Source organism: Synechococcus sp. LA31, from assembly GCF_018502385.1.
In the GTDB taxonomy this organism is placed as follows: domain Bacteria; phylum Cyanobacteriota; class Cyanobacteriia; order PCC-6307; family Cyanobiaceae; genus Vulcanococcus.
In genome coordinates this window covers 1,365,328-1,378,689 of the sequence record NZ_CP075523.1, presented here as the reverse complement: position 1 = coordinate 1,378,689, position 13,362 = coordinate 1,365,328, and the positions used below count along the sequence as shown (strand labels likewise).

At 55.4% G+C, this 13,362-nt stretch carries 8 protein-coding genes; 5 read left to right on the top strand and 3 right to left on the bottom strand.

Features of this window, described 5'->3' with window-relative positions:
• The first annotated feature begins 35 nt into the window (after positions 1–35).
• The 5 genes from gyrA to KJJ24_RS07380 all read left to right on the top strand — a co-directional run bounded on the left by gyrA (position 36) and on the right by KJJ24_RS07380 (position 7,402).
• Complete coding sequence (gene gyrA / locus KJJ24_RS07400; RefSeq protein WP_371811793.1) at positions 36–2,681, top strand: DNA gyrase subunit A; 2,646 nt, start codon at positions 36–38, stop codon at positions 2,679–2,681.
• Positions 2,674–3,807 (top strand): CARDB domain-containing protein, encoded by a 1,134-nt coding sequence (locus tag KJJ24_RS07395; protein WP_214343064.1) that lies wholly within the window; start codon positions 2,674–2,676, stop codon positions 3,805–3,807. The genes gyrA and KJJ24_RS07395 overlap by 8 nt, the downstream gene beginning before the upstream one ends.
• On the top strand, positions 3,804–5,078 hold the full coding sequence (crtL, locus tag KJJ24_RS07390; protein WP_214343062.1) for a lycopene beta cyclase: 1,275 nt from the start codon (positions 3,804–3,806) through the stop codon (positions 5,076–5,078). Before KJJ24_RS07395 ends, crtL begins: the two co-directional genes overlap by 4 nt.
• Before the next feature lie 287 nt (positions 5,079–5,365).
• Entirely contained in the window at positions 5,366–6,307 is a 942-nt protein-coding gene (locus KJJ24_RS07385; protein ID WP_214343059.1) for a hypothetical protein, read from the top strand.
• 12 nt (positions 6,308–6,319) lie between these two features.
• Positions 6,320–7,402, top strand: a complete 1,083-nt coding sequence (locus KJJ24_RS07380; RefSeq protein ID WP_214343058.1) for a hypothetical protein — start codon at positions 6,320–6,322, stop codon at positions 7,400–7,402.
• Between the two features lie 21 nt (positions 7,403–7,423).
• On the opposite strand, the gene KJJ24_RS07375 is transcribed toward KJJ24_RS07380, so the two are convergent.
• The 3 genes from KJJ24_RS07375 to arsS all read right to left on the bottom strand — a co-directional run bounded on the left by KJJ24_RS07375 (position 7,424) and on the right by arsS (position 13,347).
• Positions 7,424–9,787, bottom strand: a complete 2,364-nt coding sequence (locus tag KJJ24_RS07375) for a pyridoxal-dependent decarboxylase (RefSeq protein WP_214343056.1) — start codon at positions 9,785–9,787, stop codon at positions 7,424–7,426.
• A gap of 208 nt (positions 9,788–9,995) precedes the next feature.
• Positions 9,996–12,203, bottom strand: a complete 2,208-nt coding sequence (locus tag KJJ24_RS07370) for a tyrosinase family protein (RefSeq protein ID WP_214343054.1) — start codon at positions 12,201–12,203, stop codon at positions 9,996–9,998.
• A 145-nt stretch (positions 12,204–12,348) separates the two neighbouring features.
• Positions 12,349–13,347: an arsenosugar biosynthesis radical SAM (seleno)protein ArsS gene (arsS, locus tag KJJ24_RS07365; RefSeq protein WP_250544976.1), complete on the bottom strand. Its 999-nt coding sequence runs from the start codon at positions 13,345–13,347 to the stop codon at positions 12,349–12,351.
• Positions 13,348–13,362: the final 15 nt, after the last annotated feature.

Here is a 13,362-nt window from a genome sequence, read left to right as displayed (position 1 = left end):
ACCGATAAAATGCGTTCTAATCAAAGTCTTGTCGAATGGCGGATCCAACCGAACCCGGCGAGATGAATTCCGGGGGCGGTCCCGACGGGCCATCTGGATCTGACGGTCGGATTATCCAGGCCGACCTTCGCAATGAGATGTCGCGCTCCTACCTGGAGTACGCGATGAGCGTGATCGTGGGCCGGGCCTTGCCCGATGCCCGCGACGGCTTGAAACCCGTGCACCGGCGCATCCTGTACGCCATGTACGAGCTGGGTCTGACCAGCGACCGGCCCTACCGGAAATGTGCCCGCGTGGTGGGTGAGGTGCTCGGTAAGTACCACCCCCACGGCGACACCGCGGTGTACGACGCCCTGGTGCGGATGGCGCAGGACTTTTCCATGCGCATGCCCCTGATCGATGGGCATGGCAACTTCGGATCGGTGGACAACGATCCGCCAGCCGCCATGCGCTACACCGAATCGCGGCTGCAGGCGCTGACCACCGACAGCCTGCTCGAAGATATCGAGTGCGAAACCGTCGATTTCATCGACAACTTCGATGGATCGCAGCAGGAACCCACGGTGATGCCCTCGCGCATCCCGCAGCTTCTGCTCAACGGCTCCACCGGCATCGCCGTGGGGATGGCCACCAACATCCCCCCCCACAACCTCACGGAGTTGATCGACGGCCTGCTGGCTCTGATCGGCAATCCGGAGATCGAGGATCGCGAGCTCACCCGTCTGATTCCGGGCCCCGATTTCCCCACGGGCGGCCAGATCCTGGGCCGTAGCGGTATCCGTGAGATGTACTCCACCGGCCGCGGCTCGGTGACCATGCGCGGGGTGGCTTCGATTGAAACGATCGAGGCCAAGGGACGGCCAGATCGCGATGCGGTGATCATCACCGAGCTGCCCTATCAGACCAACAAGGCGGCTTTGATCGAGCGCATCGCCGAGTTGGTGAATGACAAGAAGCTCGACGGCATTGCCGACATCCGCGATGAATCCGATCGCGATGGCATGCGCATCGTGATTGAACTGCGCCGTGATGCCTACCCGCAGGTGGTGTTAAACAACCTGTTCAAACTCACGCCCCTACAGAGCAACTTCAGCGCTTACATGCTGGCGCTGGTGAAGGGCGAGCCGGTGCTGCTCACGCTGCGCAAGATGCTCGAGGTGTTCCTCGACTTCCGCGTTGAGACGATTGAGCGCCGCACCCGCTATCTGCTGCGCAAGGCCGAAGAGCGTGACCACATTCTGCTCGGCCTACTGATCGCCCTCGACAACCTCGACGCGATCATTGCCCTGATCCGTGCTGCCGCTGATACCGCCACCGCACGCCTCGAACTGGTGGATCGCTTCGGTTTGAGCGAGATCCAGGCTGACGCCATCCTGCAGATGCAGCTGCGTCGGCTCACGGCCCTTGAGGCCGACAAGATCCGCCTCGAGCACGAGGATCTGCTCGCCAAGATTACCGACTACAAAGACATCCTGGCTCGCAAGGAGCGGGTGCTGGCGCTGATCACTGAAGAGCTGGGGGTGCTGCGCTCCCGCTACGACTCCCCCCGCCGCACCGAGATCCTCGATGTGGAAGGTGGCCTCGAAGACATCGATCTGATCGCCAACGAGCGTTCTGTGGTGTTGCTTACCGAGAACGGCTACTTGAAGCGGATGCCGGTGAGTGAATTCGAAGCCACCAGCCGCGGCACCCGCGGTAAGGCCGGCACCCGCAGCCAGGGAGAGGAAGCCGTGCGGCTGTTTATCAGCTGTAACGACCATGATTCGCTCTTGCTGTTCTCCGACCGCGGTGTTGTGTACACCGTGCCGGCTTACCGAGTGCCGCAGTGCAGCCGCACCGCCAAAGGCACTCCGATCGTGCAGCTGCTGCCGATCCCGCGTGAAGAGCAGATCACGTCGCTGCTGGCGGTGAGTGAATTTGCTGAAGACGCGGTGCTGGTGATGCTCACCAGTGGCGGTTACATCAAGCGCACGCGTCTTTCAGCCTTCGCCAACATTCGCTCCAATGGCTTGATCGCCATCTCGCTGGAGGAGGGCGACGCTCTCACCTGGGTACGCCTCGCCCAGCCTGGCGACAGCCTGTTGATCGGCTCCCGTAACGGGATGACCATTCACTTCCGCCTCAGCGATGATGAGCTTCGTCCCCTGGGCCGAACGGCCCGCGGCGTACGCGCGATGAATCTGCGCCCCGGCGACCAGCTGGTGAGCATGGATGTGATCCCGGTTGAGCTGGCTGATCGGGTGGAAAGCAGCAGCGCTGCTGGCGATGAAGAGGAGACTGAAGAAGTGGCCGCCAGCGAGGGCCCTTGGGTGCTGGTGGCATCTGCCAGCGGCCTGGGCAAGCGGGTACCGGTGGATCAGTTCCGTCTGCAGAAACGCGCCGGCATGGGCCTTCGCTGCATGAAGTTCCGGCGCGATGGCGATGTCCTGGTCGGCCTCAAGGTGCTTGGCGCTGGTGAGGAACTGCTGCTGGTGAGTGAGAAAGGCGTGATTGTGCGGATGCAGGCCGATGCGGTGCCGCAACAGTCGCGGGCGGCCACCGGGGTGCGGCTGCAGCGCCTCGATAACGGCGATCGCCTCTCAGAGGTGGTGCTGGTGCCGCCTGCAGCGGAAGAAGAGGAGGAGGCTGCTGAAGGCCTGGAACCCTCAGCTGTTGTCGATAGCCCAGCCCCTGATGCCTGATCCCCGCGGCGATCTCTGGATCGCCAACACCGTGAGTGATCTGATTCAGGGTGATGTGCAGGAGCACCTTCCCCTGGATCAGATCCCCCTTCAAGGCGATGTGTTGGGCTTGGGCACCACGACCAGCATCGACAACGGTGAGCTGACCTTCCTGCGCAACGGCGGAGGTGACACCACCATTTGGCAATGCCGGGCAAGCGACGGTGGCATTCACCCTCTTGTCCGCGGCGATCGCAATGCCCACTTCCCCTATGTGTGCTTCAGCGGCGATGTCTCGGATCTCAGGGTGCTGGTGGATCCGGCGGAGCTGGGTGATGTGAAGGGGCGCCCGCTGCAGGAGCTCATGGCTGGTTTGATTGCGCGGTTGCGGGTCGAGGGCCGCCTGGCGGAGGCGCCGATTTATGGCTTGCGGGCTGAGTTGCAGTGGCACTCGCTGGTGATCACCGTGGCTTCCAAGCTGTGCATGGGCCAGCAGCGCCGTAATACGGCGATTGCCCAGAGTGAGGCGAGTGCGGCCACAGCCGGCCGCAGCCTTTACGACCTGCTGCAGCACTACCGCCTGGCGGAGCAGGATCCTGGCGTACCCACGGACCCCATCCGCTATTTGGGCCACTCATTGCAGTGGGACTGCTGCGGCTTCTTCGACATGGACCCTGCCAACGGCCGGGTGACGCTGCCCGTGGAGGGTGCCCATCTGCACCTGCATGGCTGCAGCACGGATCTGCGTCATGGCGGGCACCTCCACCACGAGCACTCTGGAACCCTGCTGCGGGCGGTGAAGCGATTGGCGCTCTACCCGCTGCAACAGCTGCATCAGCTGGCCAGTGATCTGGCCATCGAGGATCTTGCTGTGGAGGCGGGGATGGCTCGCTTCAGCGTGGTGAACCGCGGTGCGATGGATGTGAGCGATGTCGGCGTTGCTGTGGTGGTAGACGATCGCTACTCCAGCCACCGCTACCTGCGTCTGCCTTGGCTCAGTGCCGGTGACAGCGAGGCGTTCAGCGTGCCCCTGGATCTGGGGGCTGGCCGCCACAAGCTGGAGGTGATCGCTGATCCCGAAGGCCGAATCCTTGAAGCCGATGGCCTCGAGGCCAACAACCGTGCCGTACTCGAGCTGATGCTTTGACGCCAACTCAGCCCCGCTGCGATGTGCTCGTGATCGGGGCGGGCCCGGCCGCGCTCTGCATCGCTGCTGCGCTGGCTCAGCGCGGCGTCGCGGTGCAGGGGCTAGCGCCTGAAGATCCGGCGGCGCCATGGCCCAACACCTACGGCATCTGGGGCCCGGAGGTGGATGCCCTGGGTTTGTGCCACCTGCTCGGCCATCGCTGGCGCGACACCCGCAGCTATTTCGGTGAACGGCTCGCCAGCCCCGCCGTTCAACACGGCATCGACTACGGCCTGTTCGACAAGACCGCCCTGCAGCAGCACTGGTGGCAGCCGTGTCAGCAGGCTGGCCTGGTCTGGCATCGCGGCCGGGCGGTCTCGATCGATCACCACCCGCAAGGGTCGGTGGTGATCACTGATGCGGGTGATCGGCTGGCTGCCCGGCTGGTTATCGATGCCAGTGGCCATCACTCCCCTTTTGTGAAGCGCCCCGATGAGGGCCCGGTGGCCGGCCAGGCGGCGTATGGAATTGTGGGTCGTTTTTCAGCGCCGCCGGTGGATCCGGGGCAGTTTGTGCTGATGGATTACCGCTGTGATCACCTCAGTGAGGCGGAGCGGCGCTGCGGTCCACCCACCTTCCTCTACGCGATGGATTTCGGTGACGGGGTGTTCTTTGCTGAAGAGACGTCGCTTGCGCTGGCCCCGGCGGTTCCTTACGACGTGCTCAAGGACCGGTTGCTGCGTCGGCTGGCCCTGCGCGGCATCGCAGTGGAGGAGGTGCAGCACGAGGAGTTTTGCCTGTTCCCGATGAATCTGCCCCTGCCGGATCTGCTGCAGCGGGTGGTGGGCTTCGGCGGCTCGGCCGCAATGGTGCATCCCGCCTCGGGCTACATGGTGGGGGCGCTGCTGCGGCGTGCACCTGTACTGGCGGATGCGATCGCTTCTGGGCTTGAGCAGACGGACCGCTCTGCTGAGCAGCTCGCCTGTATGGCCTGGCAGGCCCTCTGGCCGCTGGAGCTACAGCGCAAGCATGCGCTGTATCGCTTTGGCCTCGAGAAGTTGATGCGCTTTTCTGAGCCGCAGCTGCGGGCTCACTTCCGCACGTTCTTTGCCCTTTCACTGGAACAGTGGTATGGCTTCCTCACCAATACGCTCAGCCTGCCGCAGCTGATAGCGGCGATGGTGCGGCTGTTTGTGGTGGCACCCTGGAGCGTGAAGGCTGGTCTGATCGGTATGCAGGGCCGGGAATGGCAGCTGGGCTTTCGGATGCTGATGCCATCGGCTCGTCATTGACTCAGTCTTGAGAACGGTTTGCTCCGATGCACGGATGCAGACTTCATTTCAGCTGTACCTGTTGCTCCATATAAGGGATTGACACTTTTTGGGCAAAGTGGGATGACATAACAATTTGAATGGGTCAAAATTAAGCTACTAGCCCTTCTCTTATGGCTGCCCGCTCACGTGTCCGTTTTTGGAGATTGGCTCGGGCGCGAAGTTTATTGCTTCTATTCTGTTGTGTTGTGATTGTCTCTTGGGCGGCTGGTGGCTGGGCTCAATTGGATGGTTCTAGTAATAAACGCATGTCGCTCGATTCTCCTCCCACAGATATCTATGCCTCAACTCAAGCGCTTCCAGAAGCTGGGACTCTCGAGGTTGGCGCTTATGTGACCGTGATTGATGATCTTAATCTTCTCTCGAATCAATTTGGTGCTGAATTCTTTCTGTGGACGCGTTGGCTTGGGACATCTGCTGACAATCCGAGCGACCGTTTGGCTGTTCTGAATGCGCCGAGTAATAATGATATCGATCGTTTTCAGCTACTCGATCAAAAGCAGCTTGGTGATGTTCAGTGGAGGCTCTATAAAGTTCGCTGTCGTGTGTCCATTCCTTGGCGCCTTCAGGCTTATCCCTTTGATCGCCATAAGCTCCTGATTCGGCTTGGAATGGATAATCCCTTGGTGGCTAACGTGGCCTATGTCGCTGACAAGATGGGAAGCGCTGTTGATCCTGAGTTTTTGATGTACGACTGGTCTATCTCTCCGCTGCGGATTGATGTGAGTGGCTTGAGTCTGCGTTCTCGTTTTGGCTTGCCTGATGCCCACCGTCTTGCCGTTTCAGTTCGCCCTGTTGTTGATCTTGCCATTCCAATCCAGCGGCGCAGTCAGCTCACGCTAGTTTCCAGTTTCCTTGGCGACTTTCTCGCCATTGGTTTGTGCATCCTGGCGTTGGTCATTCGTGAGAGCCGTGATGATTTGATTCTCGGTGCTGTGTTTGCAGCAGCAGGCACCTCTGTATTTTTAGCCCAGATGCTACCTGTATCCGCTCTTGCTGGTTTTGCAGGCCAATTCCAGGTGATTATTTACGTGGGGATCGTCTATGTTGTGATCGCTGACGAGTTGCTTGACCGTGTCTTTTCGGCTGCATCTGAGAGGATCATCTCTCGCATAAGGCCATGGCTTTTGCCAAGTTATGTGATCGGCACTGTATCAGCTATTTATCTAATCACCCCGACCAATATTTAGTTCGTTATTCCTATGAATCGCCTTGTTGTGAACTGGATTTCTCGTTGGCACCGCTACCTCCCTCCTGTGCTTTCGTTGGCTGTTTTGGTTGGGGGCATCGTTTTTATGCGCAACAAGCTGGATTATCGTCCCAGTATCAACGATGATTTTGTTCTGACGGTTGATGAGCAGCGTGCTTTGCCTGCGGATGTTCTTCCCGTTGTGTTAATGCGGAATGATTTGTATGACGAAAAGTCGTTGCCGTATCAGGTTCTCCGCTTGATTCTTTCAAAGAGTGATCAGCCCTACAGGCTTGGCTATGCAGAGACAACAACAGACCATGTTAAATCACTTCGCAATATTGCCTATTCCATCAAGCCTTCAAGTGGCAATCCGTCTGGATTGTCAATTGTTCTCATTGATGCAATTCTATCCCTTCCGTCTGGGGTAACTGCCATTGATATTCCCGCAGATGGAGGTCTGCTTGGATTAAGGATTCCTTGTGTCAATGTGATGCATGCTGATCGTTTTGCAGCTGTTCAATCCATTGATGACCTCAAGCCTTACCTGGCTGTTCAGGGTCTGGGTTGGGGAGATGCCAAGGTGTTAGCGCAAAATGGCTTGCCAACCTATGAGGTGGGGTCTGATGTGTATTTGAACTTGTTGTCACAAGGACGGGTTGACTATCTGCCGCGTGGAATTCTCAGCCTCGAAGAGGAGTGTGGTCCTCGTGCTTCAAGATCTGATATTGCGCAGATTGATATTGATGATCATCTAATTATCGCTTATCCAAATGCCTTTGTCTTTGTGGTTAATTCGCAGAATGATAAACTCAAGCATGCTCTCCGTCAGGGTTTTGAGCGCGCCATAGCTGATGGAAGTCATCAAAAACTCCTTCAAAACGTCATGCTGAGCTCTTGGATGCGCCGTCATGTGCGTCTAAAAGATCGACGTTTACTCGTGTTGTCGACGCCTGCAACGGAGCGACTTCGTCAGCAAATCCCGGATTCGTATTGGTTGGTTCCTTGGAATACGATGGCTCCTAAGCAAGGCCAGCACACTCAAGGTTCAGCCGAGATTCTGTGCCGAGAGAGTTTCTTTGCCCCACTGTGTTAATCGGCAACTCTGCAGAGAACTCTAGTGCTTACCGAACAAGAATGGCAGGAAATGAGTCTTAAACTCATGATACGAAAGAAGGCCATTCGAATCTGTATCGCAGATGCTGCAAATCTCTCTGGCCTCCCCCTCGTCGTAGCCAAGGCGCTTTAGTATTTCAATGAGTTCCAGCATAGATACTTTATTGTTGCCGTCGTTATCAAGTCCAAGGAATGTATCTAGCATGGAGTTCTCAAGCAGTGATCTGGCTATTGCGCTGCGTAGTTCTTCCTCAAATATGTCGACAAATGCATCTCCCTTGGGGTTGCCAATCCATGGATCCATGATCGTCGAACGTAAAACCGTGATGCAGTCCCCTTCTGACTGATCTATTCCAAGTCTGTCTTTTAAGTCATTGATAAAGTCGTCGCCATAGCTTTGACGATCTAGCCTTGTCGTGCTTAAAATGAGTCGGTACCCATAAATATCTGATCCTGGATTGATGCTTAGCTGTTGGTAAATCTGTTCGTTGAGCGCGTTCATCTTTGAGACGCTCTGATTCAGACTTCCATTGGAATTCTTGAAATTAAAAGCATAGGTAATAATATTCTGATCTGGCCCCATTTCTTGAAGAGTTCTGATTGCATCATTGTCGGCTGCGATCTGATCGAGACTTCTGAAGGCAACGCGGTCGCGAACAAAGCCATGCTTATCGCTTGCACTCTTACCTGGAATCGCCGGGCTGAGTTGTGGAAGTGGTACGCAGATAAAGCGGTCATTTGGCCTAGCCATACACAGAAGCCGTGCATAGATCCTCTTGCATCCGAGCATTGCTCTTCCAATCAGTCTGCCGTAGCCAGACTTGTCAGGTCGTATGACCTTATGGCTCAGATAAATGGAAGCCACCGCGGCACCTGCTTTAGAGCCCTCTACGCCATAGCTGCTCACATTGGGCTCTTCTTCTGTGTGGTTGATATACGGAGCCACAAACGTGAGGAGCTCACGCATTTGGCTATTGCGATAGCACAATGCACCAGCTGGATAGGGAATATAACCTGACTTGTGCGGATCGACGGTGATCGTATCTGCATCTGTGAGTGCACTCAAGTGCCGATGAGCATACGAGCTAAGACCAATTCCAAATTCTACGAGTCGAGCTCCTGCGCTCATCTCGCTCCATTGCTGCGTTTCAGACGTGTCATGCAAGAGCGATGCGTGATAGCCACCCCATGCAGCATCAGCATGAACACAGAAGCCTAGCCCTTGCTGTCGAAATTCGTCTCTCAGTTCAAGGATATCAGCAAGCGGGTCAATATTACTTTCCTCTGTGCTCCCAATCACGGTGATGACAGAATAGACAGGTACTCTCTCTGCTAGGCAGCGAGAAAGTTGTCGACGCAGACTATCGATGCTCATACGTCCATGAATATCTAATGCAACATCTTTCATCTGGGAAGATCCGATGCCAAGTATTGCGGCAGACTTGTCCCAGGAGTAATGTTTAGTTCCTGGCACCAGAAAGATGCACTCTTCCGTGCCTTCACCAATAAACTTATGCTGAAACTTGGCGAGCCCCATCTTCTGAAGCGTGAACTCCGTGTTGTTTATTGAGGTCTTCAGTGCTTCTTCTTCGATCCCGTGCTCGTTGCAGATTCGCGATGTTAGCCCGAGAATTGTATCAGCATCGAGATTAAGTAGCTCCCAGGGACTGGCTTCCAGGAGATTTGTCTCGGTCTGATTGGCCAGAGTTACACTGAAGTCCTTTGCCTTTTCAAACTCTTTTGTATGCCTAAGCAGGTGCTGCAAAGTAAAGGGAAAGTACTTAAGATTTCTTGCCGCCCAAAGTGATTCAAGGTTTGCCACACTGCCGCCACCTGTAATATGCCCCCAAGGAATAATCTTGGCCTCTCTGCTTGTTTTTGTTGTTGCTGCTTTGTATCCCAGCATCCGACATAAGTCTTCCCCAACTTTGACCTCAAGCAGCGTTGTAACTGTAGAAGCTTCAAAGGCAACATTGTTAGGGTTGTAGAGCATTGCCGCTATATACCCGACCATGGCGGGCATTGTTGTCTCCCAATTCATATGCCCTTGGTATCGTAGGCTAAAAAAAGGTGTTGATTTCTTCAGCCATGAGAGTAATTCTCTAAGGCTATTTCTTGTATGGTCTATCGTTTTAAGGAATTCCTCTGTTCGCTTTGTTTCTTCTGGTATCTGACTTGGATCGCCGGGATGATAATTGCGACGCCAGAAAGCGTGGTCTCGTAGTGCCTCCAGCACGAGGCTTTCAAGTTCATCCTGGTTTTCTGCTTTCGAGCCCAGAAACCATGCTTCTAAGCTTTTGCTGCTCTGGTTCTCCAGGGGTGAGCCGATAAAGCTATCGACGTGCTTTCTTTCGCTTGATTCCATCACCCGTTACCTTGCATCTTTCCAATCTAGACCCATCCATCTGCAAAAGGCATGGAGGAATTCTTTATCTATTTATGGTCTCGCTTCCTCAAGTCACTGCTCTCCATTATAGGCTAATCTTTATGAATCAAACCTAGTGTAATCAATGGAAAGATGCTTTTATTCTGGGCCACGTCAAGGTCATAAAGTGTTCGAGCAAGCCTCGCTCTTAGATCCCGAGCGGGCGGCCTTCAAGCATTCCCGTTGAAAGATAATGATCAATAGCTGCAAATGGATTTTTAGCCAGTCCTGGATGCAGATCAGGATTGGCTGCTAGATAGGCTTGGCCAAGATCAACGGCTCGATCGGCCAGTGTTGGTCGATCCCACCCTTTCATCTTCCCTCGGCGTTCATAGTGCTTTTCAGGATTTGAGGCAAATCGTGAGCTTTCTATGACGGAAGGGTGTTGCGCGATGTATGAAGCACCATCAAATGTATTGCCTGTAATGAGGTCCCGCTCGCCTTTCTCTGGTACCGCTGACTGCGATAGTGAAAAAGTGATATTTCTGATCAGAACGTCTGTCGCGTCCTGTCCTGTCGGATCTGTAACGGCAATCATTAGACCGACTTCTGACTTCTTTGACAAAAGATTGCCGAGTGACTGTACAGCTAGCGCATCCGTTATATCTACAGAAATGGCCCCGGGCATCGATCCGTGGTTCATTCCTTGGTCCATCGTCATCCCATTTGATGACATTGTCGTGCCCATTGGCAAGAGGTTAATGGCGCCAACCTGAAAGTTGTCAATTGTCCAGGGAGAAAAGGTACCTTCACCACTGTTGAGCACGCTGCCAAAGATGCCGTCCTCATTGAATGACGTGCCATCCCAGGATGTGTAAGCAGTCTTCAGGGCAAGTGCATTTTGAGAGAGGAACTTCTGATCACCAACAAGCAGTGCAACATTGCGTGAGGCGTTCATCCCTGCTTCGTAGAAAACATCAACATTTAGTGTGATGCCTTCCTTTTGCAGGTTTACGATCTGCTTGATGCTTAGTGGTAAACCAGGGCTGATGGTCTGGAACGCAAGCTCACTGGCAGTTTGGTTAAGCTCTTCATCGTCAATGACGGGTGCGTAGCGTGGCTGATTCAATAATGCTTGCAAGGGTTGAGCCCTCGCCCGCGTTTTGTCTGCATCTAGACGATCATATGTATAGTTTGGTCGGTAGATATTCTTAATGACCTTCCCAGACTGGTCCCCCCATTCTGAATACGTCGTCAGTTGTGGATTGCCTGCCTCTCCAGCCTCAAAAAATTGATAGTTCCAGGGGTGCTTGGAGAGGGTGGATTCGGTGATGTAGCTTCCGTAGGGGCTTGCATTCCAAGTGCTCCAAATGCGATCGATAAAGGCGTGGTGCACCCAAAAGACTGGATCTGATGCCGCTGCCGGGACTAGCCCCATTAATCCCGGGGCCGTTGTCGACGTGGGACTCATCACTGCTGGTCGGATCTCGTCGGCAAAACCTTGAATATCCCAAATCGAGTTGGCATAGTCGTTTGTGGCGTCCAAGATGAATTCCTTGTTGGTTAGTCCATCGGCTAAACCACCAACAATGTCGTGCATATTGTTGTGCGGCACTTGCTGTATGTGGCTGCTAAACGTCTGAAACTGTGTCTTTACTAGCGCCTTCTTTTTGCCGAGTTTCTGGAATTCAAATGCTGAGATCGGCGCACTAAGCTCGTCCTGCATCATCATTGGGATAATGTCGGATCTTGGTTCTAGTAAACTTTTGAGTGAACCACCGGAATTCAAGGTGACACTGCGGCTGGGTTCGTAGAGGGCGGAATATCCTGTTGCTCCCTCCCCGCGAAATAGTTTGGGCATATGTGCATCTTTGGTGTAATCCCAGTATGGGAGCGCCCAATTTTCCCAGCCAGGTTCACCTATCTGTCGCAGCACTTCCCGTACGACAGATTCATGGTTCTGGAGGTAGAGCCGATGCCAGGGTAGAAAATTTGGCGTTACGTCCTGAGGTATCGACGACGATGGCTCATCGCCATTCCCGTTCAGCAGAACGCCGCTCCAGAATGATGAATAATGTGTGCAATTGTTGAGAACTGTGTCCCCATCTGCGACGTCTTGAGCGGTGAGAGGCGTGCCGTCACCGTTTTGGGAGAAGCCCAGTGCTGGTGCTTTTGTCTGGAGGTCATCCATCGTCGACAAAAGCGACCCGTGAATGCCGGCTTGCTGATTCCATGAGTAGGGGTCGCTATTTGGCCTTTCCTTCATGTCGCCAACGGCTTTGGCGTAGAGCGCTAAGGCCTCTTTCCCTGCCCTTGAGCCAATGTCGTAGCGAACATAGCTTCTATTGCCAGACTCTAGGCTTTTCGATGCTCCCCAGCTTTTGAATAACGATTTCGAATCTATTCTTGATGCCACGGGATTGCCCTCGATTCATATTATTCTGTTCTAGCCTGCAGGCTTCGCTCCCTCTTTCCGTGATCGCCACTGAAAATCTTCAGATTCACCTGTCTTCTAAAGTCTTTTGGTATTTCAGGCTTGTCTAATTCAGTTGCCAGTTGCGTTAATCGGCTGATCTTGTTTCTGTTGACGTGGCGCCACTGCAGGAGCTGCCCTGGCCGGCGGTGCAGCCGAAGCAGTGGTTGCCCCAGTGGATGTCGCGGTTGTCTAGCTGTTCAAGGCTGATTGTTTCAATCGTGGTTGTCGATCCGCCGAGTGGAAGCTCCAGCATCTGGTTGAAGTCGCAGTCGTAAAGCCGGCCATTGGCCGCCACCGAGAGGGTGTCGCGGCACATCAGGCCAGTTAGGGCCTGGGGGTTGAAGGCCCCATGCAACAGCTTCAAGTAGCAGTTCACGTGGCCATCGCGCTGTAGTTGTTCAAGGAAGCGGGCGATCGGCATGTTGTTCAGGCCGATCAGGGCATCGAACTTCACCCCTGCCTGCTCTTGCAGGCGCCGTTTCCAGGCGGCCGTGTCGCAGGGGGTGAGCTGCTGTAGGTGGGTGCCATCGGGGTTGCTCATCAAGGTGAGCTGCCGCTTCGGATCACCCTGGCCGTAGCCCAGCGCATTCAGCTGCTGCAGCGCTTGGATCGAAGCCTCCCAGGTGCCATCGCCGCGTTGGGCATCGGTGCTCTCCGCTTCTGGCTGGGGCAGGCTCGCCACGATCTCCACTTGCTCCTGCGCCAGGAATGCCGCCAGATCGCGCAGCGCCGGCAGCAGCAGCACCGTGAGGTTGCAGCGATCGATCACATGGCAACTCTGCTGGCGCGCTGCCCGCACCAGATCGCGAAAGCGCGGGTGCAGTTCCGGCGCACCACCGGTGAGATCCACCACCGCCGGCTTCAGGCGCTCCATCGCGGCGATGCACTGTTCCACCACCGCATCTGCCATCTGGGTATGGCCCTGATGCGGGCCGGCATTTACGTGGCAGTGGCTGCAGCGCATGTTGCAGAGCTTGCCCAGATTGAGTTGCAGCACCCGCAGCGCTCCGCGCTGCGGTCGAGGCAGCCCGCCCTGTTGCAGCGTGGCTTCAAAATGCTGATCGCCCGGTAAGGCGCTTGCCAACAGCTCCAGCTGCTG